This window comes from Maribacter cobaltidurans (assembly GCF_002269385.1).
Classification (GTDB): domain Bacteria; phylum Bacteroidota; class Bacteroidia; order Flavobacteriales; family Flavobacteriaceae; genus Maribacter; species Maribacter cobaltidurans.
Map to the genome: position 1 here is coordinate 1,961,881 of NZ_CP022957.1, position 23,226 is coordinate 1,985,106.

Annotated in this window: 21 protein-coding genes and 1 tRNA gene; 8 read left to right on the forward strand and 14 right to left on the reverse strand. The window is 42.4% G+C overall.

Features of this window, described 5'->3' with window-relative positions; translation table 11 throughout:
• Window positions 1-32: 32 nt before the first annotated feature.
• Complete coding sequence (locus CJ263_RS08525) at window positions 33-2,438, forward strand: outer membrane beta-barrel family protein (RefSeq protein ID WP_158657114.1); 2,406 nt, start codon at window positions 33-35, stop codon at window positions 2,436-2,438.
• Window position 2,439: 1 nt separating this feature from the next.
• Here the strand turns inward: CJ263_RS08525 and CJ263_RS08530 are convergent, their stop codons facing one another.
• Genes CJ263_RS08530 through CJ263_RS08545 form a run of 4 tightly spaced genes read right to left on the reverse strand, consistent with a single transcriptional unit; the run spans window position 2,440 to window position 5,957 of the window.
• A complete protein-coding gene (locus tag CJ263_RS08530) occupies window positions 2,440-2,652 on the reverse strand; it encodes a hypothetical protein (protein WP_094996880.1) in 213 nt (70 codons plus the stop codon).
• Window positions 2,649-4,043, reverse strand: a complete 1,395-nt coding sequence (locus CJ263_RS08535; protein WP_094996881.1) for a radical SAM protein — start codon at window positions 4,041-4,043, stop codon at window positions 2,649-2,651. Before CJ263_RS08535 ends, CJ263_RS08530 begins: the two co-directional genes overlap by 4 nt.
• Complete coding sequence (locus tag CJ263_RS08540) at window positions 4,015-4,788, reverse strand: prolipoprotein diacylglyceryl transferase family protein (protein ID WP_094996882.1); 774 nt, start codon at window positions 4,786-4,788, stop codon at window positions 4,015-4,017. The genes CJ263_RS08535 and CJ263_RS08540 overlap by 29 nt, the downstream gene beginning before the upstream one ends.
• Before the next feature lie 2 nt (window positions 4,789-4,790).
• Window positions 4,791-5,957, reverse strand: coding sequence for a TolB family protein (locus tag CJ263_RS08545; RefSeq protein WP_094996883.1), 1,167 nt, complete (start codon window positions 5,955-5,957; stop codon window positions 4,791-4,793).
• Between the two features lie 32 nt (window positions 5,958-5,989).
• Between CJ263_RS08545 and CJ263_RS08550 the strand changes: the two genes are divergently transcribed.
• Complete coding sequence (locus CJ263_RS08550) at window positions 5,990-7,216, forward strand: M28 family peptidase (RefSeq protein ID WP_094996884.1); 1,227 nt, start codon at window positions 5,990-5,992, stop codon at window positions 7,214-7,216.
• A 42-nt stretch (window positions 7,217-7,258) separates the two neighbouring features.
• The gene (gene dusB / locus CJ263_RS08555; protein ID WP_094996885.1) at window positions 7,259-8,257 is read left to right on the forward strand and encodes a tRNA dihydrouridine synthase DusB; all 999 of its coding nucleotides are present in this window, start codon (window positions 7,259-7,261) and stop codon (window positions 8,255-8,257) included.
• Here the strand turns inward: dusB and CJ263_RS08560 are convergent.
• Window positions 8,254-9,465: an FtsX-like permease family protein gene (locus CJ263_RS08560; RefSeq protein ID WP_094996886.1), complete on the reverse strand. Its 1,212-nt coding sequence runs from the start codon at window positions 9,463-9,465 to the stop codon at window positions 8,254-8,256. The two genes, dusB and CJ263_RS08560, sit on opposite strands and share 4 nt — an antisense overlap.
• A gap of 3 nt (window positions 9,466-9,468) precedes the next feature.
• Window positions 9,469-9,861: a 30S ribosome-binding factor RbfA gene (rbfA, locus tag CJ263_RS08565; RefSeq protein ID WP_094999172.1), complete on the reverse strand. Its 393-nt coding sequence runs from the start codon at window positions 9,859-9,861 to the stop codon at window positions 9,469-9,471.
• Between the two features lie 64 nt (window positions 9,862-9,925).
• Between rbfA and mce the strand changes: the two genes are divergently transcribed.
• The 3 genes from mce (at window position 9,926) to CJ263_RS08580 (ending at window position 10,792) form a co-directional block, all read left to right on the forward strand.
• Window positions 9,926-10,333, forward strand: a complete 408-nt coding sequence (gene mce, locus CJ263_RS08570; RefSeq protein WP_094996887.1) for a methylmalonyl-CoA epimerase — start codon at window positions 9,926-9,928, stop codon at window positions 10,331-10,333.
• A gap of 200 nt (window positions 10,334-10,533) precedes the next feature.
• The gene (locus tag CJ263_RS08575) at window positions 10,534-10,716 is read left to right on the forward strand and encodes a GIY-YIG nuclease family protein (protein ID WP_317044133.1); all 183 of its coding nucleotides are present in this window, start codon (window positions 10,534-10,536) and stop codon (window positions 10,714-10,716) included.
• Between the two features lie 2 nt (window positions 10,717-10,718).
• Window positions 10,719-10,792, forward strand: a tRNA-Ile gene (locus CJ263_RS08580).
• A gap of 134 nt (window positions 10,793-10,926) precedes the next feature.
• Here the strand turns inward: CJ263_RS08580 and CJ263_RS08585 are convergent.
• The 8 genes from CJ263_RS08585 to CJ263_RS08620 all read right to left on the reverse strand — a co-directional run bounded on the left by CJ263_RS08585 (window position 10,927) and on the right by CJ263_RS08620 (window position 19,610).
• Entirely contained in the window at window positions 10,927-11,931 is a 1,005-nt protein-coding gene (locus tag CJ263_RS08585) for a DUF3500 domain-containing protein (protein WP_094996889.1), read from the reverse strand.
• Between the two features lie 364 nt (window positions 11,932-12,295).
• Window positions 12,296-13,543 (reverse strand): mechanosensitive ion channel family protein, encoded by a 1,248-nt coding sequence (locus CJ263_RS08590; RefSeq protein ID WP_094996890.1) that lies wholly within the window; start codon window positions 13,541-13,543, stop codon window positions 12,296-12,298.
• 197 nt (window positions 13,544-13,740) lie between these two features.
• Window positions 13,741-13,923, reverse strand: coding sequence for a 2Fe-2S iron-sulfur cluster-binding protein (locus tag CJ263_RS08595; protein ID WP_308423219.1), 183 nt, complete (start codon window positions 13,921-13,923; stop codon window positions 13,741-13,743).
• Window positions 13,924-13,999: 76 nt separating this feature from the next.
• Window positions 14,000-15,406, reverse strand: coding sequence for an AGE family epimerase/isomerase (locus CJ263_RS08600; protein WP_094996891.1), 1,407 nt, complete (start codon window positions 15,404-15,406; stop codon window positions 14,000-14,002).
• Window positions 15,407-15,637: 231 nt separating this feature from the next.
• Window positions 15,638-15,778, reverse strand: a complete 141-nt coding sequence (locus CJ263_RS20925) for a hypothetical protein (protein ID WP_158657116.1) — start codon at window positions 15,776-15,778, stop codon at window positions 15,638-15,640.
• A gap of 538 nt (window positions 15,779-16,316) precedes the next feature.
• Window positions 16,317-16,607, reverse strand: coding sequence for a GIY-YIG nuclease family protein (locus CJ263_RS08610; protein WP_094996893.1), 291 nt, complete (start codon window positions 16,605-16,607; stop codon window positions 16,317-16,319).
• 414 nt (window positions 16,608-17,021) lie between these two features.
• Window positions 17,022-17,825 carry an SH3 domain-containing protein gene (locus CJ263_RS08615; protein ID WP_094996894.1) on the reverse strand — a complete coding sequence of 268 codons (804 nt, stop codon included), beginning with the start codon at window positions 17,823-17,825 and terminating at the stop codon, window positions 17,022-17,024.
• A gap of 222 nt (window positions 17,826-18,047) precedes the next feature.
• A complete protein-coding gene (locus CJ263_RS08620; protein WP_094996895.1) occupies window positions 18,048-19,610 on the reverse strand; it encodes an arylsulfatase in 1,563 nt (520 codons plus the stop codon).
• Between the two features lie 292 nt (window positions 19,611-19,902).
• On the opposite strand from CJ263_RS08620, the gene CJ263_RS08625 reads away from it, so the two are divergent.
• Window positions 19,903-22,101: a hypothetical protein gene (locus tag CJ263_RS08625; protein ID WP_094996896.1), complete on the forward strand. Its 2,199-nt coding sequence runs from the start codon at window positions 19,903-19,905 to the stop codon at window positions 22,099-22,101.
• 243 nt (window positions 22,102-22,344) lie between these two features.
• Window positions 22,345-23,055 carry a TVP38/TMEM64 family protein gene (locus CJ263_RS08630; RefSeq protein ID WP_094999173.1) on the forward strand — a complete coding sequence of 237 codons (711 nt, stop codon included), beginning with the start codon at window positions 22,345-22,347 and terminating at the stop codon, window positions 23,053-23,055.
• Window positions 23,056-23,226 lie beyond the last annotated feature (171 nt).

Here is a 23,226-nt window from a genome sequence, read left to right on the forward strand (position 1 = left end):
TGTTTATATTCGTTGGCTACTACGGTTGCCCCATGAAAAACGCATTAAGTACGTTAATTCTTTTTTTACTCTTAACTACTGTGATTAAGGCCCAAAATCATGAGGTTTCTGGTAGGGTCATTGACCAAAACAACCAACCCCTTATATTTGCCAACGTTCTGCTCAAGGATACGGATTCCGTTCTCTTGCAAGGGTCAGCGACCGATGAGGGGGGGGTGTTCAGGATAGAAAATATAAAATCCGGCACATACTTATTGTCCGCTAGCTACTTGGATAATACTAGCGAAATTCGAGCTATAGAGGTCACTTCCAATGTTTCCTTGGACGATTTGATTATTGAACTAACGGAGATGGAACTGGACGAGGTTGAGGTCACCTATAAAAAACCTACCATTGAACAAAAGGCAGACCGAATCATTTTTAATGTAGAAAATACCTCCTTGTCCCAAGGAAACATTTGGGACATTCTAAAGCAGACTCCTGGAGTTATCATTATTAACGATAAAATCAATATTAAGGGAAGCTCCAATATAGGCGTAATGATCAATGGGAGATTGGTAAATATCCCGCAGTCGGATATCGTCAATCTTCTATCAGGAAGCTCGGCAGACAATGTGGAATCTGTAGAGGTTATTTTAAATCCCCCAGCAAAATATAGTGCCGAAGGCGGTCTTTTATTGGACGTAAAAATGAAGAAGAACCTTATCGCCGGATATAACGGCTCAATATACAACCGATATACACAAGCCGTTTTTCCAAAGCATATGCTTGGTACAGATCATTTTTTTAAGGGAAAGAAAACAGATTTTACGCTTACCTATAGTTTTAGGCAAAACAAGAACTTGAATCGATTTACGGACATAACTAACTTTTTTGATGCCAATTCAGTGAACGAGGTCTGGACGACCGAACAAAAAAACATTATACGCGACAAACAACATAATCTTAGTGGATTTTTGGATTATGAGATCAACGAAAGGAATAGTCTTAGCTTTTCTTCAATCAATTCCTTCACCACGCCCGGCAATAGATATATCACTTCCCAAACAATTATTGAGGACACGGCTGGCGACTTGGACTCCAGCTTTTACACAGAAAACGATTCTGATTATGAGGTCTTTAACACGGCCTATTATCTGGATTGGAACCATCAATTTCAAAAAAAAGGGGAGAAAATTACTTTTGCGACCAATTACACCTTTTATGATTATGAGAGGGGCCAAAACTTGAACACGGATTTTTTTGATATCAATGGAGCGGTTACGGGAGAAAACGATTTTATCACACAATCCGGTCAGAAAACATCGCTCTATAGCGCACAAGTAGACTATACCGATCCTATAAAACAATCAAGCATTTTGGAAACCGGGTTACGGTATTCCGGAATCAACTCCCAATCTACCATTACACAAGAGGGTTTTGACAGGACCCAACCAGGAATCAACCCAACGGAAGCAGGAGTCTTCGATTATGATGAACAAATTATGGCGGGCTATGTTAGTCTGAACAATAGCTGGAAGGATTGGCAGCTCAATATGGGCTTGCGTGCAGAATATACCGAAACCTTAGGGAATTTGGATACCACAAACGAATCGGTAGAAAATAGATACCTACAAATGTTCCCTTCTTTGTCCGTACAGCATAAGTTTAACGATAAGCATAGTTTGGCCATGCGATACTACCGACGCATCTCCAGGCCTCGATATAGTGACCTCAATCCTTTTCAATATTTTCAAAGCAACAACTCCGTGGTTGAGGGAAACCCATTTCTGAGACCGGCCACGAGGAATTATGTCTCCTTGGAATATAGCTTAAACAGGACCTACTCGCTAGAGGTCTATTATTTTCATAAAAAGAACGACTTTTTTGAGCAAGTGGTTCAGGATAATGAAACAAACCTATTACGTTTTTTAAGTGTTAATCTGGAATCGAATATTACCTATGGGGCCGAGTTCAGGTGGAACAAAAGCCTAACAAACTTTTGGGATACGTATCTGCTTCTAAGCCATTACTACAAACAAAATAGTTTTACTGACATAGATTCCGGGGCTATTTTGGACAATAGTATCTGGACGAGCCATGTGCGGTTTAACAATTACTTTACCTTGTTGAAGGATCGTTCACTGTATGCAGATATTTTGTTTCGATATTCCGCTCCCACGGTTTTTGGCAACTCTAAAAGGGAATCTACCAGCCAATTGACACTTTCCTTTAGTAAAAGCTTTTGGCAACGCAGGGCGGCAGTATCCTTGTCCATCGATGATGTTTTTAACAACGGCAATTATTTCTCCACAAGAAACTACCTAAACCAGGACAACAGTTCCTTCTCCAGAAGAGAGACGAGGTTATTCCTTATTGGTTTCCGATATAAATTTGGAAACAACAAAATTAGGGACAATCAAAAACGAAAAAGCACGGACGAGGGGGACAGGATTTAAATCATAATCCCACTATCATGGACCCACAAACACCAAGGCTTATGAGCAAGTAAACCCCTGCCAGGATCATAAATATCTTTCCTGCCTTCTTTTTGTTTTTTGTCATCAAAATGATTCCTATAATGCCCAAAAGTGCGGCTGGACCGAACATGATTAGGAGGATCAGTACGAACAAGCCATCCAAATTGCCAACTTCTAGCGGAAATAAGCTCATAGTGTTTCTTTTTGTAGTTCTTTTAACCGATTTATTTTATCATCCCTGTAAAAAAGATTCATCGTCTCAAAGGGAATGATTTTGTTGTCCTTGTTCACGATATGCACGCAGGATTTTTTTATGGCCCTTACATCAAAATTATAGGCATCTATAAATTGCATGATGATGATGCGGAAAAGATTGTCATATCCAAGTTCCGGAGCGTCTATTTCCGGAAGGCAGCACATAATACTTTTTAGGTTTTCCGATGCTTTTTCCACAGAATTACCCGTACTAAAAAGCTCGATCATTTTGCCATGCAGTTGCTCATCCTGTTCGTAGATGATGGTGTTTTTTCCTTCGTTCAGCAAATCATCCGGGTTGATGTAGCGCGTTAACGGACTAACTTCATTTCCCAATTTTAAGGCATAGGCCATGACCAGGGCATCTGGGTTACAAGGGACGGGAATAAGGTCTTCCGGTTCAAAAATAGGGGATTGTTCCAAAATCTTTCTTCGCACCTCTGTAAGGGTAATTCTATTTTCGTCCACCTCAAAATTTTCCAACCGCCCCGCTATCTGTGTTGGTTGAAAGGTGACCCCGCGCACACATTTTTGTTGTAGGGCAAAATCTATGGTCTTTCCCATCTCGTGGTCGTTTAGCCCTTTTTGGAGGGTCACTACCAAAGTTGTGGAAAGATTTAATTGGTTTAAATGTTGCAAGGCTTGTAGACGAATTTCCGTTAGGTCTGCCCCTCTCAAAGTCTGTAAAACGCTATTGTCCAAGGAATCGAACTGGAGGTAAACTTCAAAATCGGGCATGTAGGTTGCCAGGCGCTCAGCAAATTCAAAATCCTTAGCAATTTTAATACCGTTCGTATTTACCATCAAGTGGCGAATGGGTAAGGATTTTGCATAATCCAAAATTTCGAAAAACTGAGGATGTAAGGTGGGTTCGCCACCACTAAGTTGCACTACATCGGGTTCCCCTTCGTTTTTTACGATAACATCCAACATTGTTTTTACCTCTTCCAAGGTTCTATGCCTCCCGTATGTTGGCGAAGAACCGGCATAACAGGTAGGGCAAGTAAGGTTACAGCGATCCGTTAATTCGACTACCGTAAGGCAGGAATGCTGCTCATGATCGGGACAAAGGCCGCAATCATAGGGGCAACCATAATGGGTTTTGGTGTTGAAGGTTTTTGGATATTCGGAGGCCTTGTTATAGTTACGGATGTTCTTGTAGTATTCAATGTCGTCCGCAATCAAGACTTTGGAACGCCCGTGTTCCAGACAGTTCTTGAGCATATACACCTTTTCGTTTTCAAATATGATTTTGGCATCCACCCTTCTAAGACAATCCGGGCAAAGGCTTAGCGTAAAATCATAGTAGGTGTAGTTTTTTTCGGGCATAGGATATTCCTTGACGGATAGATTGGTGATAATAAAGGAAACAAAGTAAACATAAAATCTGAATGCTACTGAGGCCTAGAATATAAAAACTATTAGGTTTTAAAAACTCGACCAAAAAGCGGAATCCAAAATAACTTACCATGAAAACCTTAAACAAAGATCCATTCTCCAGGGAGACGGCACTATGCTCTAGCTTTTTGAGGCCTATGAACAGCAGAATCAAAAAGCAGATTTCATAAAGTGCTATGGGGTGACGATCTAACCCATCGCCTAAATCCATCCCCAAGAAAAAGTGGGTTGTCTTTCCATACGCGAACTCCTTCATACCCGCTAAGAAACACCCAATTCTACCGATAATGATGCCCAAAATAATGGGAAGGGTAAATAAATCCCCAGACGATTGTCGCTCCCCAATAATCTTTTTGGCCAATTCTACGCCCAATAACCCGCCGAACAAGCCGCCCATGATAGTCTTATTGTTTAAGATGGCAATCCAACCTTGGTTCCAATGCAGGAACGGGTTCTCAAAAAAGGCAACTAATCGGGAAAAGAAAAGTGCTCCAAAAATGGCCCCAATGATAATGGAAAGCCGGTTGTTTGAGGATATGTTGTCCGTGGAATTTTTCCGTAGGAAAAGATAATAACGAAATCCTACAAGAAAAGCCAGGTATTCCAATACCAAATGCACATTGACCTTATGGCCGAAGAGTTCGGGCTCAAATGGAATGAAAGATAACAATATCATTATCATTCCCCTCCTCCTGCCTCCGACGAGCTATCGCGAGAGGAAGGGACAGGGTTAGGGGAGGCTTCTTGCCACTCAGCAATGAACAGATTGGTATCCCGTGTCCCTCCATTGTTGCGATTACTTGAAAAAGCCAAGTATTTGCCATCATTGGAAAAAACGGGAAAGGCGTCAAAGGTTTCCCCATGTGTAACACGTTCCAGATTCTTGCCGTCGATATCAATAAAATACAAATTGAAAGGAAATCCCTTTTCAGCTTCAAAGTTACTGGAGAACAATACCTTTTTTCCCGAGGGGTGAAAAAACGGACTCCAGTTGGCATTACCCAAAAAAGTAAGTTGTTTCAAATCACTTCCATCGGCATTACAAATAAAGAGCTCCATATCGGTGGGTTCTACCAAACCTTCAGCCAATAAATCTTTATACTTTTTAATGGCCTCGGGGGTTTTGGGTCTAGATGCCCTAAAAATGAGTTTTGTGCCGTCTGGGGAGAAAAAGGCGCCGCCGTCATAGCCCAGTTCATTGGTAACCTGCTTAACATCGGACCCGTCCAAGTTCATGGTATACAATTCCAAATCGCCACTTCGGGTAGAAGTGAAAACAATTTTATCTCCCTTGGGCGACACGGTGGCTTCGGCATCGTATCCAGGTTCGTCAGTCAATTGCGCCGTGATGTTTCCCTCTAGATCCGAGACAAAAATGTCGAACGAATCATACACCGGCCATACATAGGCACCGTTTCGCCGTAAAGGTACCTCGGGGCACTCTTTGTCCGCCAAATGGGTAGAACCATAAACAAAGTGTTCATTATCCGGAAGAAAATAGGCACATGTAGTTCTGCCATAGCCTGTACTCACCATAGGAGGAATAGAATCCTGAATACCCTCTTCCACGTTCAACAAAAACATCTGGTCACAGTTTAATCCCCAATTGGCATTGTTGGACTGAAAGATCATTTGCTTGTCGTCCCAGCTCCAATAGGCTTCCGCATTATCCCCACCAAACGTAATTTGCCGTATACTTTTAAAATACTTTTCCTCAGGATAGATCAAGGTATCGGCACCGGCCATAAGTGAGGTGGTTTCTTCTTGTGGCTTGGTGTTGGTTTTTGTTTCGTTTTTACAACTGGAAACGAGGCAGATAAGGCCCAAAGCAAATAGAATTCTCATGGAGATGTGTATTTTTGTCAAAAATAAACGCTATGCTACGCAATCTAATATTTTTGTTCGGTTTTTTTATAGTGTTGGGCTCTTGTAAACAGGAGACCCAGAAGAAAGTGACTATACGAGAGGATGTAGCCTTTTTAGCCAGTGATAGCTTACAGGGCCGCGAAACGGGGACGGCCTACGAGATGGAGGCGGCCCACTATTTACAGGAACGGATGAAAAACATAGGATTGTTACCCAAGGGAAATGCGGGCACGTATTTTCAGACCTTTAGCTTCAAACCAAAAACCGATCCACATTCTGAAGTTCAATTTGTTGGGGGCGATAGCACCATTACCGGTACCAACGTTATTGGTTTTATAGATAACAAGGCAGATAAAACCGTGATTATCGGGGCGCACTACGACCATCTGGGGATGGGGGGTGAAGGCTCATTGTATGCTGATGGCGAGGCCATTCATAACGGAGCGGATGACAATGCCAGTGGGGTCGCCGTTTTATTGAACTTGGCAGCCAAACTCAAGGATACTATTACCCAGCACAACTATCTTTTTATGGCATTTTCAGGTGAGGAAATGGGACTTTTGGGGAGCAATTATTTTTCCAAAAACCCTACTATCGACCTATCTAAAGCAAATTATATGCTCAATATGGATATGGTGGGGAGAATGCGTGAGGATAAGACCCTTTCGATCAGCGGTACAGGAACTACGCCTATTTGGGGCCAAGTTTTGAACTCAAATAATCCTGGATTTAAGTTGGTATTGAGTGAATCCGGTATGGGACCTAGCGATCATACTTCTTTCTATTTGCAGGATATTCCAGTGCTACATTTTTTCACGGGACAGCATGAGGACTATCACAAGCCTTCTGATGATTCTGATAAATTGAATTATAAAGGTATGGAAATGATCAGTGACTATATTCTCTCTGTACTTTACGATTTGGATGACGATGACAAGCTTGCTTTTAGAAAAACGAAAAATGAAAGCGAGGATACGCCCAGGTTTAAAGTAGCCTTGGGAGTTATGCCCGATTATCTTTATGATGGTAAAGGCATGCGAATCGATGGAGTTTCTGATGGAAAACCAGCTGCTGCGGCCGGACTTCAAAAAGGCGATGTAGTCGTGAAACTTGGTGACAGTACCGTCGTGGATATGATGAGCTATATGCGAGCACTTTCTATTTTTAAGGAAGGGGATACTACGGAAGTCACCGTAGACCGTAATGGGGAAAAGATCAATGCAACTATTTCATTTTAAAATTAATACTATTTTTGCACCCCGTTAAAAACGTTGCGTAATATGCCCAAAATTGGCGACATAGAATTACCCGATTTTCCTTTGTTACTTGCACCCATGGAGGACGTGAGCGATCCGCCCTTTCGTACCCTTTGTAAGGAACAGGGTGCCGATGTGGTCTACACGGAGTTTATTTCTTCCGAAGGGTTGATTCGTGATGCCGCCAAAAGCGTCATGAAGTTGGACATTTACGAAAAGGAACGTCCTGTGGGAATCCAAATTTTTGGAGCCAACTTGGACAGTATGTTGCAGTCCGTGGAGATTGTAGAAAAATCCAATCCGGATATCATCGACATCAATTTTGGTTGTCCGGTTAAAAAAGTGGTGTCCAAGGGTGCCGGAGCGGGCATTTTAAAGGATATAGACCTCATGGTTTCCCTAACGGATGCTATGGTGAAACATACCAAACTCCCCATTACGGTGAAGACCCGATTGGGTTGGGACGAGGATTCCATAAAAATCGTTGAGGTGGCCGAACGTCTACAAGATGTAGGATGCAAGGCCATTGCCATACACGGACGAACCCGTGCCCAAATGTACAAGGGCTACGCCAAATGGGAACCCATTACCGAGGTAAAGAACAATCCTAGAATGCATATTCCTGTTTTTGGTAATGGAGATGTGGATAGTCCAGAAGCGGCGGTTAGGATGCGTGATGAATATGGTTTGGACGGCGCCATGATAGGTAGGGCCAGTATTGGTTACCCTTGGTTTTTTAGGGAAGTAAAACACTACTTTAAAACGGGAGAACATCTTGCCCCCCCAACCATGAAAGAACGGGTAGAAGCCGCAAGGAGGCATTTGCAAATGTCCATTGATTGGAAAGGGGAGAAATTAGGGGTTTTCGAAACCAGACGTCACTACACCAATTACTTTAAGGGCATCCCTAATTTTAAGGAATATCGTATGAAAATGGTCACCAGTGACGATGCGGTTGATGTTTTTGATGCGTTTGATGAGGTTCTGGAAAAATTCGGGGATTACGAATTTGAACATGCCTAGGAGGCAATCAATTTTTTGTTGATTCTGCTACTGGCTATTTTGGAAGCGATGACGCCAAGGACCAATATAGTGGCCAATACGATTAGGACATTGATTAGTTGGAACTCCACGGGATAGGCTAATGAAGGTGTAATTTTTAACCAGCCAAAGAAAATCTGTGACCAGACCAATAGCGACCCCAACAACACCCCGATAAGCCCCCCAAGCCCGGTAACCAAAATTCCCTGTACAAAATAAATGTTGCGCAATTCCTTTATGGTGGTTCCCAAACTGTACAAAGTTTTGGAGTTCTGTTGTTTGTCCAAAATCATCATGATAATGGCCCCCACTACGTTGAACAGGGCAATGATCAGTACCAAAGTAAAGATAAGGTAGGTCGCCATATTTTCAGTATTCAACATTTTATAAAGCGTACTGTTGAGCTCCTGACGATTTTTCAAAGTGACCGAATCTCCTAAAACCTCCTTGATTTCGGAACGAACAGCTTGCTCATCCGCAGAATCTTTCAGTTTAAAATTGATACCGGAAATATCGTTTTCTGTTTTTTCCAAAAGGGCCTGGGTCAAGGCAAGATCGGCGAATACATATTTGTTATCCAAATCGGCCTCCACCGCATATACCCCTCCAATGATAACCGGCAGTCGGTTATAGAGCGAACTTACGCCTAAAGCCCCTTGTGAGAGAGACCCCTTCCCCGGTTTAAAGGCGTAGATTTGCATCGGGCTTCTAAATTGGTTAATGGTCACACTAAGGATATTGGCGATACCTACTCCAGAAACCACCTGTTGGTCATTAATGGTCCAGTCGCCCAAATATAAAATGGTATCGGTATTTACTACCTTGGTGTAATTGGAGTCAATGCCCTTAATATAGGCGATATGGTTTTTCCCTTTATGCTCTAAATAAACCTTTTCCTCGATTTCCTTGGAATAGGAAGCAAGGCCACTAATGTTATTCAATCGATTTTCCTGCTCGGGAGTAATGGAAAAGAATTTTCCCGCTACGGGGAGTGCTTTTAACTCCGGGTCAAAGGAGTTGGTAAAGGAAAGGCTAAAGGTCTTGAGCCCGGCAAATCCGGAAAGCACGATAAACAGTGCCGCCGAACCGATGACAATGACCAAAAAGGTAATGAAATTGATAATGTTCACCGCATTCTGTGTGCTCTTGGAGCGCACATATCTTTTAGCGATATATAGCGGAAAGTTCAAAAATCAGGACTTTTTTCTTCTAGGCAACAGATCCCTGTTCTCAATGGGGTTTTCTTCCCTTTTCAAGGACTTTTCAATTTTTTCGATATAATCCAACGAATCGTCCAAATAGAACAGTAGTTCCGGCACCCTACGCAACTGGTTTCGGGTACGCTGGGCTAATTCATGTTTGATCAAGGGTTGGTTGGATTTTATGCCCTCCAACAATTCCTTGGCCTGCTCGGTCGGGAAAATACTGATGTAGACCTTGGCAATGGAAAGGTCCGTTGTAACGGAAACCTTAGATACTGAAATCAAGATGCCCCGAAGCCCACCTTCTATGGCAGCTTTTTGTAGTATGGCTACAATATCCTTTTGGATGACCCCAGCTATCTTTCGTTGTCTTTGTGTTTCCATACGGCAAAAATACACAGAATAATGTATCTTGTTGATATCCTTCGTTCCTGTAAACCATTTTGACATGAAAAAAATTGAACATTTGGGGATTGCCGTAAAAAACTTGGAGGATTCCAATGCTTTGTTTGAAAAATTGTTGGGTGAAGGACCTTATAAAGAGGAAGAAGTCGCTTCTGAAGGGGTAAGGACTTCCTTCTTTAAAACCGGACCCAATAAGATAGAGTTATTGGAATCGCTGAATGAAGATGGCCCCATTGCTAAATTCTTGGCTAATAAAGGGGAAGGTATACATCACATCGCTTTTGAAGTAGAGGATATAATTGTGGAGATGGAGCGGTTAAAAAAAGAAGGATTTCAGGTACTGGGCGATGCGCCTAGAAAGGGTGCCGATAATAAATGGGTGGTCTTTGTACATCCGAAGTCCACTAACGGCGTATTGATAGAACTTTGCCAAGAAATTAAACAGGGATAATTGGCCATGGAGCGTTGTCGAAATGACATCACAAAATCTTGCGGCATATAAAAATAAACACTAATATTGCATCCGCAATTTGCGGGTCCTATACTTGCCCACCTAGCGGCAGGTAGGCGGGGCTCAGCCAAACTTGCTTAATTGACATTATGATTGTTTATGTTCTTCGTAGCTTAAAAGACAGAAGATTATATATTGGAATGACCTCCGATATAGATAGACGTTTAAAAGAGCACAATTCAGGAAGAACAAAAAGCACAAAAGGGTATAGACCATGGGAATTAGTTTATAAAGAGTCGTACCCGGATATTGCTTCTGCTAGAAAAAGAGAGAAGTATCTAAAAAGTGGATACGGAAAGCAGTGGCTAAAACAAAAATATTAACCGGTCCTATAGCTCAGCTGGTTAGAGCACCTGACTCATAATCAGGGGGTCCCTGGTTCGAGCCCAGGTGGGACCACTAGAGTGGTGAAAAAGTCTTAGCGTTAGCTAGGACTTTTTTTGTGGAAAAAACCTTGGGCAAGAGGTGTATCCTTAGCGTAGCCGAAGGAAGTCAATGTGAGCGTTTTTTATTTATTCAAAGCACCAAAAAAACTAATGCGGGTGTGGGTGATTGGCGTAATGTTCCTTTAACAAGTCCCTTCCAAAATCCCCCTCAAAATCTCGCCATACGGTATGTATATGGTTGGCGTTATTTTGGCTATTATCAAATTCAATCATAAAAGTTTTTCCTTGGATACGATAATAATGCGCTTTTCCCAATTCGGTCGCACCGGCCCAGGCAAAAAGAAGGTCGTCCATTTCTTCATTGCGGATGTTGCTCATGCGCTTCATAGCTTGTTCCGCCGGAATAGTTGAGGCATATTCATAGATGAGATTTATCAGTAATTTTTTTTGTGGATCGGTCAGGTCGCTGACCAATATACCCTCTGATTCAATTTTCTCTGCACTAGGCTTGTTGTAGCTTACAATATCATTATAGGCCTTTGTACTAAATATTGCCATTTTTTTCTGGTCATTACTTAACATGTTGATGAGTTGTAACCCCAGATCTTCTTCATGGACCAAAGGACTGAATCCCTTCCGTTCCCCTTCCATAATCCTACCAGGATTGGAACCAAAGAATCGGGGTGCATAGGAAACACTATCCCCAACGGTGGTAAAATGGAGTGAAACATGATGCCCTTCAAAAGTCCACATCCATACATCTTCCTGTGACGGGTTACCATAAATGGAAATATAGTATCGCTCTGGGTCCCTATAAACCGGGTCGCCGGAACTGGCCGCCAGCACCTTTTCCAAACCAATGATTTCCGTTGTCTGCTGATAACCGGTTTCACTTAGGGAGGATTGAAGCAGCTTATGGACCAAGGCTTTTTGTTCCGGATTTAGTTCCTTTAAAGACAATCCTTGTCGCTCAAAGGAACTCCAGGGCAGAAAGTGCCAATCGTCTCTTGTGTCCGAAGCAAAATCTTGAACAATTTTTGCTTTTTGTGTTGCTGTCAACGAATTGATAAACTGGTTGACGACGGTAGCATCCTGCGAAAATCCAAAAAAAGGAGAAATGGCAACCAGGATTGTAAATATTGTTTTTTTCATTATAAAGGCATGGACTTGCAATAAAAGTTTGCTTCCGGTAAGATATTGATTTTTATGATACTATCGGTAAATGACTTGCATGTTTATGGCCAACAGATCGTAGTGCGTATTACATGTAGTAAGTTGGATAATGAGAGGATTTAAAACCACTTATTCAGCGTAGTTAAATTTATTTAAGACTAGATAGTTTTTTGTGGAGCAAACCTTGTGCGAGAAGTTTATCCTGACCACAACCAAAAGGATTCAAGGTGCGACGAGTAGAGCATTAGAATCATAAAAAAACCATAGTATTAGCCGGTGCTTTTTTTAGAAACAAATCCTTGGCAAGAAATTCAAAATCAAATTGCCGGCCTTTTGTGGATGATCAGGGTTCCTGGGTCAGGTTCAAAGGAAATTCAAATACTTTTAGATCAAAAAAGGGAAGGGCCGCCAACAGGTGGTCAAAGATATCGGCCATGACGTATTCATAATTTTCCCAGCGTTTGTCCGCACTAAAGGCATAGATTTCCAAAGGAATACCTTGCGGGGTAGGAGCCAGTTGTCTAACCATCAGGGTCATGCCCTTATTCACGGCAGAGTGGTTTTCCAAATAGTCCGTAATATACTTGCGAAAGACACCAATGTTAGTGAGGTTCCTTCCATTGATGGACAGTTCCTTGTTCCGGCCATTTTCAATATTGAAGGCCCTTATTTTTTCATTCCTGTCCGCCAAGTAGGGCTGAATCAATTGGATTTTTTTTAGGGTTTCCACATCTTTATCAGAGAGGAAACGAATACTTTTTTGACTGATGATCAAGGCCCTTTTGATGCGCCTTCCACCCGATTCCTGCATGCCTCTCCAATTTTTGAAGGAGTCCGATATCAAGGCGTACGTAGGTATGGTTGTAATCGTCTTATCAAAATTCTGCACCTTGACCGTGGCGAGGTTGATCTCTATCACATCCCCGTCCGCCCCATATTTATCAAAGGTGATCCAATCACCTATGCGCACCATATCATTTGCGCTTACCTGTATGCTTGCTACAAGTCCCAAAATGGAATCCTTGAAAATCAATAATATTATGGCAGATCCGGCACCCAAGGCGGTAAAGAATTTCCAAACCTGGACATTGGTTATTATGGCTAAAATGGCCAAAATCCCCACAAACCAGCCGAAGATCATAAATACCTGTATGTAACTATCGAGTGGCTTGTCCCTAAAACGAGGTTTGGTCTTGAGGTAATCATTGATACTTCTAAAGACCCGTTTTATGACGGCCAACGACAAGAGTACCAAAAGCACCTGCAAGGTCTTCATGGCAATGCCCCGGGCGAAATCAAAATCAATAAAAGCGACAGGTGCCATTTTAAACAAGAGGAACAACGGAGCCATATGGGCCATATACCTGGGAACCCTGTTCGCTACCAAAAAATTATCAAAGTTGGTTTTGGATTGTCTTGCTATCCTAATGGAAAGCGCACGTAATATCTTCCAAATGACCCAATCAACGAACCACGCAACAACGAGAAGGACGGCCATGAGGATAATCAGGTTCAGATAGGCGGCAACTGTTTCGCTGATACCGGTCTTCAACAGGTAGTTGTAGAGTATTCTGGATGTTTCATTTTCCATGCCGCAAAAGTATCAATTATTCCTTTTGCTTTTTGTGGATGCACTCCATACGACCCTTTGTGTGGATAATCGGGTTTGATAGAAATTATGGGTAAATTGATTACATTTAAGGGTCGACCGGACTTGAAAGTATTCCAAATGAACTATAAAAGTATAACGGCACTGGTTTTGATAGCCCTTATTGGCGGATTGTACGCCTATAAAAAGGGAGCTTTTGAGTTTGAAAATGAGGAATATGCCACCTTGGTCTTGCCGCAACTATATTTGGTGCCTGTAAGTCCCAAGTGTTCCCGTAATACCCAAAGTAAAGAGGTGCCTTGGGCCACATTGACCTCATGTGAGGTTCCGTTGATATTCAGTGAATAGCTAGCCATAATCATTTAGTTTCCGTTAAGTTAGCAAAAAAAGAAAAGCCTTTTGGCCGGTAGCTGGAAACTTTGAGGATTCCAAAAGCGTTTATTGGTAGGAATGGGTCAATTCAAATTCGCCCTTCATCATTTTTATGACGTTCATCAACGACCTGACATTGTGATAGTTTACCTTCCAAATCTGGGCCTTCGCCCTTTTTTCCGCTTCCGGACTCGTATCCAAACCGGCGTCAAACCAACCGTTATGAGTATGGTCTATGAGATATGTGTTAATATAGCGCCACTGTTTCTCAAACAACTCGGAATAACGAGGTTCTTCAGGATATAGTTTGGACATGAGCAAAAGCGTGTTCAGACATTCTGCCTGCGTCCACCATACCTTCCGACTATCCTCTATAGTTCTAGCTTTGGTTTCGTCCCAATAGTAACCCCCTTCGTAAAACCCACCTTTTGAATTGTCCCAGCCCCAATCCAAGGCATGGTCTACCATGACTTTTGTCTTCTTCATGGTAAGCGTATCGTTTTTCTTGCCCAGCACGTGGGAGGCTTCCAAGAGTAAAAAGGCAGTTTCCACATCATGACCGAAGGAGACATGGTCCAAGAAGAAGTTTTCTTTGCGGACACTTTCCGTAGAATCTTTAAAGGAAACGGGTGTCCAATCCCTTCGCAAGTGCAGGGTTAAGTACCCTTTTTTCGTGGTGATGGTATCCCGTATTAACACCAAAAGTTCCTCCAGCCGTTCTTTTACCAAGGCATCGGGCCATACCTCATATAATGCTGTAAAACTCTCCAACAGGTGTATGGACGAGTTCTGATCCTTCCAGTCCTTCCGGATAAAATTGTCATAGTTACGGTCATTTTCGGTAACATCCAACATCCAGGAACCATCCATTTGCAACACATCAAAATAGCCTCCATATTCTGGATCATGGGCATGTTCCTCCAACCAATGGAACGTTTTTTTGGCCAAATTCAAAGCTGTTGTATCCTTTGAGACCTTGTAATATGTGGCCAGTCCGTAAATAGCGAATGAATTCCCATAGGCGCTTTTCCCTGTGGACAGCAGTTTTAAGGAATCCCCTTCTAAACCTAACAGGGTATGGAAACCACCGTGCTGGGAATCCCACATATGATCTCTTAAGAAATGATATCCGTGTTTGGCGATTTGCTGATATTTGGGGTCATTGTAATACAGGGCCAAGGTGGAGGCGGTCCAAACATGCCGTGCCTGACTCACCAACATTTTGTTTTGATTTCCAACCTTATCCCATTTATAATCAAAGTCCGACCAGAAACCACCGTGGGTACTATCAATGGTTCTTGGATACCAAACGTTGGAAAGGGTATCTAATGAAGCTTCCAATGCTATAAGGAGTTCTTTTTTAGGGTCTTTGTTCTCACTAGGAATTTCTTTGCAGGAAAAGCATAGCAATGAAAAGGGTACAATCAGAAATCCATAGGAACTACGTAGAAATAAAGCGTATTTTGAAATCATATGTCAGGCCAAGAATGATTATACCTAAAGCTACAGATTAATTTTCAAAGAAATAGGAAGTAGCTTTGAAGAGGATAATGAACGGCTTGTTTCTATAGATTTCTCACGCTCCACTCTGTTTCGGTTGGAAATGACATTTGGTTCACTTTAGTCATTTCGACGGAGTCCCGATGCCGATCGGGACGACGAGAAATCCACAAGAGCCACCTTTTCTGTCCGGGAAGTTTTGTTTCACGGAGGTGAAACGGGAGGATAGTTCTTTGATACTTTTTCCATCGCCGAAAAAGTATCCAAAAAGGCTAGGCTGATTTTAGGATACTTGAAATCGAGCAAGTCCTTGGTCCGCATCGCCCAGGCCGTTTCCGATTGCATCGGAATACTTTTTGGGCGATTTTCAAAGGGCCATCTCCAAGGCCTCCCCGATTTGCTACCTATCCTAAAATAGGCCGGTTGTTTTTATGCCTTGAGAAAATTTTTGAAGAGCTATCCATTTCTTACCACAAAAAAGCTCCCCTCCCTAGTTAGGGAGGGGTGTTTCACTTTAGTGAAATGGGGAGGGTCTGAATTTGATACTTTTTCCATTACCGAAAAAAGGTTTCAAAATGTTAAGGTTGGAATTTTAGATTTCTCACGCTCCACTCTGTTTCGGTTCGAAATGACTTTTGGTTCACTTTAGTCATTTCGACAGAGGACCGATTGCTATCGGGACGACGAGAAATCCACAAGAGCCTTCTTCTCTAAGTACTGAAGGGTGTTTCTCCGATTGTCAGTTCGGGTGGCGTCCCGAAAGAGACGCTGTATCGAGAACCCATTGCCTTTGCTCAGCGTAGACTCTTTTGGCCTGAATGCTTCTCGATACATTTTCAACTTCACTACCGTTCTTTTGAAAACACTCGAAGTGACAAATGGTTTATATGAATTTTTTCTTGGCAAGGTTCGGTAGGTTTTCAAACGCACCAAGGATTAAAGCCTTCTTTTTGGCTTTGGACCATTTTTTAATCTGTTTTTCCGTCTGAATGGCCATTGTGGCTTCCGTAAATTCACAAAAATAAGCTAGATTGACAGGTAGTCTTGAAGATGTGTAACTATCCTTGTGTTTTCCACTTTGGTGTGATTCCAAACGTTTTTCTAAATCGGATGTAATTCCCGTATAATAAGTCCCATCGGAACACTCAAGAATGTAAACAAAGTATATTTTCACTTAAACAAAATACGAAATAATACAAGGAAATCTGCCATTAAAAAAGCAAATGTCAGTTCGAGTGGCGTCCTGAAAGAGACGTTGTATCGAGAACCCATCGCCTTCGCTCAGGGCAGACTCTTTTTGGGTCCGAGAGCTTCTCGATACGAATTTTCTCGTACCTCAAAAATTCACTTGAAGTGACGGAAAAGAGGTACAAATTAATAGGAGGAAATCTGCCATTAAAAAATCAAATGTCAGTTCGAGTGGCGTCCTGTAAGAGACGTTGTATCGAGAACCCTTGTTTACCCGAATGCTTCTCAATACAAATTTTCTCGTACCTCGAAAATTCACTCGAAGTGACGAATAGACCGTAGTATTACAAAACAAAAACCTGCCACTCATGGTGACAGGTTTAGATTAAAATTATTGATTTTATCGCTGCGCCAGCTCCAGATTAAGATTGTTCCAAACCAGTATTTTGCTCTCTTTGCTAGTCTTTTTCCAATGGGATTCTTCATCCAGGTTTTCGCCCATTTCCTTTTTATAACGGATTTTTCCGGGCACACCATATTGGTCATCGGGGAAGATGAACTCCTCCCAAAAATAATATACTCCTGCATCGGAAACTTGCGAAAGTCGGGCAACTTGGTGCAGAGCGCCTTCTTGTTGAAAAAGGTAAATGCCGCCTCCCTCGACCCCGCAGGCTTCGGCCAGATAATCCACAAAAAGGATTCCCTCAATATTCGGTAGCCCCTTGCTTCCCAAAGCACTTAAATAGAACTGGCCATTGGCCAACCGGGTCGATTTTTCGGTAAAACTGCCATCGTCCTTCAGGGAACGTATCAAGAGATAATCCTCATCACCCGTTCTGCTGTAGCCAAAGAGATGCACTATAGTATTGATTGTCTTTTTTTCCAGGGCAATGAGTCCGCCTAGCACATAACCTTCCATGTTATTATAGGCTACTTTGTAAAAGTGGTGTTCCACCCCTTTATAGGGCCAAGAATTTTCATGTTTTTCCCGGACTACCAATCGCGTACCGATAGGCAACCGTTTCAAAACCTTGGACTTTAGTGTGGGGGCTTCCCTGAGCTGTACCTGGTCGCCAAAAAGGTACACGTTTTGCCCGGGTTCAAAACCACATTCATCATAAATGCAAAGTGGTTTTTCTTGGGCGTTGGTAAACAAACAGATGGTTAGTATGGTAAGGATGGACAATATCTGTTTTGCTTTCATCTTAAAAAGAATTATGAATTATAAAAAGAACGTTGACCTAGCTAATGGCCTTTATGAACCCGGTTCTTAATAGTTACGTCCTCTTAGTCCAATGAAGCTATCGCCATCGGTAAAAAGGGTTGTTTATTGGTTGAAATACGCTATTTATAAAATCCTTAACAAGAATTGGGCAGTATATTTTATCTATATCCAAGTATTGGCCGGGTCTTTTCCGCAGCGATATTATCGGGTACCCAACAAGCCCTTCTCAATCAAGGGAATTCGAAAGCGTTCGGTTTCCGCATCCATATGCTCAGCCGCAAAAATAGCAGCGGCCTTTTCCAAAATTTCCGGATGTTGAGAAGCAACATTTTGGGTTTCTGCGGAGTCGGTTGCTAGGTTATAAAGTTCCAAGGTAGGTTCTTCGTCATCCTTTAAATGTTGACGGACCACTTTCCAATCACCCATACGTATGGCGACCTGTCCACCGTATTCCGGAAATTCCCAAAACAGAAATTCGTGTTCCTTTTGATTTTCTTGCTGCAATAGGGTAGGCAAAAAGCTGATACCATCTGAGTCCACGGGCTTTTCAAAGCCGATTAAATCTGACAAGGTGGCCATCACATCATACTGAGCAGATATATGGTCGGTTTTTGAGCCGGGCGCAATATGGCCGGGCCAACTGGCAATCATCGGCACACGAATTCCGCCTTCATATACAAACCCCTTGCCTTTACCACGTTCCTCCCCAAAAGGTCCGGAGCTATTGAAAAATTCACCATCGGTACCTCCGGTAAAGGTCACCCCGTTATCGGAGCTAAATAGTATTAAGGTGTTTTCATAGAGTCCTTCCTTTTTAAGGTGGGCAATTAATTTGCCCACGTTCTCATCCAAATAGGAAATCATGGCAGCATAGCCTGCGTGCGGATTTTGGTGTGGAAAGTAGCCCTTGTCTCCCAAATAGGGTTCTTCCGGTCCAAACTTTTCTGTATAATAGTCTACCCAACGCTGAGGGGCCTGGATTGCATTGTGGGGTATGGGCGTGGCCCAATAGAAAAAGAACGGGTCCTTTTGCTGCTCGGAAATAAAATTGATCATTTGTGCGAACATCAAATCCGGGGCGTAGTCCTTTAGGGTATAATCTGCATAGCTTGCGGGGTCATTGGGGTTTGTTCCCTCCGGAAATCTGGTGGATGGTGCAATGGTATCGTTCTGTAAATGTACCCTGTTTTCATTGTGGTAGAGATGGAGAGGATAATAAGTGTGGGCCTGACGCTGACAGTTGTAACCATAGAAAAAATCGAACCCCATCTTGGTAGGAATGGATTCCGTATGTGGAGCGCCCAGCCCCCACTTCCCTATCATTCCTGTGGAATATCCCTGCTCCTTGAGTTTTTGGGGAAGTAAAACGGTATTGGAGGGAATTGGCCGTTGCCCTTCCAAGGTAGAATCATGGGCCATCGCTCTGTAGTTCCAAACATCGCCACGGTCGCTCCATTCATCGTTACCTCGAATATAGGCATGCCCAGCATGCTTTCCGGTCAATAACATGTACCGGGCCGGGGCACATACGGGGGCACTGGTATAGTGCTGTGTAAAAAGCATTCCGTTATGGGCCAAGGCATCGATATTCGGGGTTTCTATTTTTTCCTGTCCATAGACGCCTAGCTCGCCATAGCCCAAATCATCGGCTAGGATATAGATGATATTGGGCCTTGTTTTAGTAGTGGTTTCTTCCGGTTTTTGATGGTTGCAACCTTGCACCAAGAAGACAAGAAATAAAACCAAATAAATGGAGGGTTTCATAAAAAAGTTTTTAGGTATTACAAGCTACTAAAAATTAAAATGGGTTGTAAAAATTTGGATGATACTTAGTTTCAAAACCTTATTTAAGGACCTTCTTTTTGTTGTTTATGTTCTCATACGCTTTATTCGAAAATTGAAAAACTCTTTTAAACAGAGAATTAGAAACCAAAACGATTCACTTACAATATTGTCAATAACCATTTTACATCGGGTTTCTGTAATTACACAACATAGATTGGCGTATGCCAACGTTCGTGGATACTTTTAAAGCTTAAATTCTAATGCATTTGGGGTGACTTTTAAGAACCAGCTAATTTTATTGGTGATTTTTAGTTTTTTAATATGTTCCTCGTCCTATTCACAAGATACGGATGGAGATGGTATTGGAGACGAGGTTGATTTGGATAATGACAATGATGGAATTTTAGATTGGGAAGAATGTCCATTTATACCTTTAGTAACACAAGCTTTTACTTCAACAAACGGCACTACGGTAACGAACACAGCGACAAATGGCAGAGGGAAATTGTATATTGATTTTATTTCTATTGACAATTCCTTTAACCTTACAATTAATGGTGCCGATATAGCTACAGAATTTCAATTTCAACCTGGTGCACCTGGAAATTTTGCACGTTTTGATACGGGCTTTACCTATGGACAAGGTGGTGTGCCGCAATTGTGGTCAATGACCGGTTCAATTGAAACCCCCGTATTACGGGTAACCATAGATTCTGATGGTCATCTTGAATTGTACGGCGTACAATCTTCCGGCGGGCCTTTAGTAAATCTGACCTTGGATACGCCACCATCAACCGTTCCCTGGAATCCTTCCGGAGCCAATACGATAAGTATTGGACAGTTCATAACCGGACCTACCAATATGAACGGCATATTAAGGTTTAGTGAAGAATGTGATACGGATGGTGATGGTATTTTAAACCGATTTGACTTAGATAGTGATAATGATGGCATTTATGATGCTGTTGAAGCAAACCATACGCAAACACATACAAATGGGGTTGTTAATGGAGCTGTTGGAACCGATGGTGTACCTAATACGGTACAGGCTAACCCTAATGATGGTACTGTAAACTATACGGTAGGGGATTCTGATAATGATGGAAATATAGATTCGGTAGAATTGGATGCTGATGCCGATGGTTGTAACGATTCTGATGAGGCTTATAATGATATAAATGCCGATAGTGATGATAATGGCATGTACGGTTCAGGAACCCCAAGCGTAAATACTGACGGAACCGTAGTGGCCGCAACATATCCAACGCCAGCTGACGGAGATTCAAATACCATTTATGATTACAAGGAAGCTAATGTGGCACCTGCAATTACAGTTCAGCCCACGGATACAAATACTTGCTTAAATGGAGATACCTCTTTTTCGGTCACGGCATCAGATACGGATACCTACCAATGGCAACTTTTCAATGGTTCTACCTGGGATGACCTTACCGATACGGGAATTCATAGTGGTACATCCACGGCAACGCTTACCATCACCAATGCCCAATTAACGGACAATGGAAATCAATATCGCGTACAGGTATTGCATACCGCTTACGTTTGTGGGGGAAAGACCTCGAACACCGTCACTTTAACCGTTGATCAACCGGTTGCAAATGCAGGTGTCAACCAACAAATCTGTGACGGGGAGGCCGCTACGCTTACGGCTACAGCCACAGGAGGAGCTCCGGGCTATACTTATCTATGGAGTACCGGTGAAACCACTCCCAGTATTACCGTAACACCTCCAGGAAACCCAAATATGGATGTTAATGTAGATTACACGGTAACGGTTACAGATCAAAACGGATGTCAAGATACTGACACTGTTAGGGTAAAGGTAGAGTCCAATCCAACGGCAACCGTTAGTACTACCGATACGACCTGTGACCTGGACAATGGCGAAATTACGTTTACCTTCCCTGACCACCCGAACCGAACAGGAATTTCGTTTAGTATAGATGATCAAGGTAGATACGGTACTGGTGCCTTTTTAAATGACAATAGTGGTTCAACAACCTATTCAGGACTAGCCGCGGGCACCTATATTCTCTGGGTAAGATGGGGTAACGGCGAATGCCCGACCTATCTAGGTACTTATACCATTGGGGGCGACCCTCTCGTTACCATAAACAGCCAACCATTGGACCAGACGGTGCTGGAAGGAGCGAATGCTGTTTTTGAAGTAGATGCTAGCAATGCGGATACCTTTCAATGGCAGGTAAGTACCGATGGGGGTTCTACATATGGAGATATTTTTGACGGAACTGATTACTCTGGAACCCAGACGGCTACTCTTACTGTCAACAATACCGAACACCCTCAAAACGGCTATTTGTATCGGGCGATTTTGTCCAACTCAACCACAAGCTGTGCTCCCGTTACTTCCAATGCGGCCTTACTAACCATAAATGTTAGAACTGTAATCACCAATCGTAGAATCACCTATAGGGTCCAAAAGAATTAAAAGGTATCAGGGACTAAAAAGGTTTGCCAATTAATTATGGCGGCTTTGGTGAGCGACGCATAAAGACTTCATAAAAAAGAGAGGGGTTTCAAGAATTTTCTTCTAGATGTTTATAAGGAACTATTTTTTTAAACATCAAGTATTAAGTATCGGGTCAAGATTCAATTTTAAAAAGCATTATATTTTAAGGCATTGGAAGTATTATGGTATGATACCATACTGCGAAAATCGGAGAAAAACTATATGTCAAATCGAGATAAAAAAACATCCAAACCCCAAAAGAGTAAACTGCCCTTGGTCATCTCCCTATTTCTAGTAGGGGCAATTCTTGTTTCTTATTTCATTTTTCCAGAGGTACAATCCTTTATGAATGAAGCTTGGAACGTACTAACAAGCGACGATGAGAAACGCATAGAATCGTGGGTCAGTGGATTTGGATGGATGGGCCCCGTAGTCCTTGTGTTGGCCATGATCGCACAAATGTTCTTGCTCATCATTCCTTCGGTGTTATTAATGGTTGTTGCCATTTTGGCCTATGGTCCCATTTGGGGAAGTGTAATTGTTTTTGCCTCGGTGTTCGCCGCATCCTCCGTGGGATATGTGATAGGGGATTATTTTGGCGATTCTATTGTGAAGAAAATTATAGGGGAAAAGTCTGAAAAGAGAGTAGAGGACTTTTTGGACGATTATGGGTTTTGGGCGGTGATCGTAACCCGACTCAATCCTTTCTTGTCCAATGACGCCATAAGTTTCGTTGGGGGACTGCTCCAAATGGGGTATTGGAAGTTTATTGGGGCTACTTTGGTGGGCATTGCACCTTTGACCCTGTTCATTGCCTATTTTGGGGGTTCCACGGAGGGATTAAAAACAGGCTTGCTTTGGGGCTCTTTGGTGAGTTTGGTTGCTTTTGGGGCATATGTTTGGTGGGACAAAAAATTAAGAAATAAAAAATAGTGCTATTTTAAAACTAAGAATTTCAGGAATAGGATGTTATTCTTTATCCCTTTTGGAACCAACCTAAATTCATCTCAGGTATTTGATAAAAAAAGTGCCCCAGAATTATCAACCTAGAAAAAGAAGCGGTACCAAGGCCAATACTTTTTGTTCCAATTTTATTTACTCCTT

What these genes read in the sequence shown, in the direction of transcription:
- CJ263_RS08525 (WP_158657114.1), top strand. Translation starts at nt 33, where the DNA reads ATGAAAAACGCATTAAGTACGTTAATTCTTTTTTTACTCTTAACTACT.
- CJ263_RS08530 (WP_094996880.1), bottom strand. Translation starts at nt 2,652, where the DNA reads ATGAGCTTATTTCCGCTAGAAGTTGGCAATTTGGATGGCTTGTTCGTA.
- CJ263_RS08535 (WP_094996881.1), bottom strand. Translation starts at nt 4,043, where the DNA reads ATGCCCGAAAAAAACTACACCTACTATGATTTTACGCTAAGCCTTTGC.
- CJ263_RS08540 (WP_094996882.1), bottom strand. Translation starts at nt 4,788, where the DNA reads ATGATATTGTTATCTTTCATTCCATTTGAGCCCGAACTCTTCGGCCAT.
- CJ263_RS08545 (WP_094996883.1), bottom strand. Translation starts at nt 5,957, where the DNA reads ATGAGAATTCTATTTGCTTTGGGCCTTATCTGCCTCGTTTCCAGTTGT.
- CJ263_RS08550 (WP_094996884.1), top strand. Translation starts at nt 5,990, where the DNA reads ATGCTACGCAATCTAATATTTTTGTTCGGTTTTTTTATAGTGTTGGGC.
- dusB (WP_094996885.1), top strand. Translation starts at nt 7,259, where the DNA reads ATGCCCAAAATTGGCGACATAGAATTACCCGATTTTCCTTTGTTACTT.
- rbfA (WP_094999172.1), bottom strand. Translation starts at nt 9,861, where the DNA reads ATGGAAACACAAAGACAACGAAAGATAGCTGGGGTCATCCAAAAGGAT.
- mce (WP_094996887.1), top strand. Translation starts at nt 9,926, where the DNA reads ATGAAAAAAATTGAACATTTGGGGATTGCCGTAAAAAACTTGGAGGAT.
- CJ263_RS08575 (WP_317044133.1), top strand. Translation starts at nt 10,534, where the DNA reads ATGACCTCCGATATAGATAGACGTTTAAAAGAGCACAATTCAGGAAGA.
- CJ263_RS08585 (WP_094996889.1), bottom strand. Translation starts at nt 11,931, where the DNA reads ATGAAAAAAACAATATTTACAATCCTGGTTGCCATTTCTCCTTTTTTT.
- CJ263_RS08590 (WP_094996890.1), bottom strand. Translation starts at nt 13,543, where the DNA reads ATGGAAAATGAAACATCCAGAATACTCTACAACTACCTGTTGAAGACC.
- CJ263_RS08595 (WP_308423219.1), bottom strand. Translation starts at nt 13,923, where the DNA reads ATGATTATGGCTAGCTATTCACTGAATATCAACGGAACCTCACATGAG.
- CJ263_RS08600 (WP_094996891.1), bottom strand. Translation starts at nt 15,406, where the DNA reads ATGATTTCAAAATACGCTTTATTTCTACGTAGTTCCTATGGATTTCTG.
- CJ263_RS20925 (WP_158657116.1), bottom strand. Translation starts at nt 15,778, where the DNA reads ATGCAATCGGAAACGGCCTGGGCGATGCGGACCAAGGACTTGCTCGAT.
- CJ263_RS08615 (WP_094996894.1), bottom strand. Translation starts at nt 17,825, where the DNA reads ATGAAAGCAAAACAGATATTGTCCATCCTTACCATACTAACCATCTGT.
- CJ263_RS08620 (WP_094996895.1), bottom strand. Translation starts at nt 19,610, where the DNA reads ATGAAACCCTCCATTTATTTGGTTTTATTTCTTGTCTTCTTGGTGCAA.
- CJ263_RS08630 (WP_094999173.1), top strand. Translation starts at nt 22,345, where the DNA reads ATGTCAAATCGAGATAAAAAAACATCCAAACCCCAAAAGAGTAAACTG.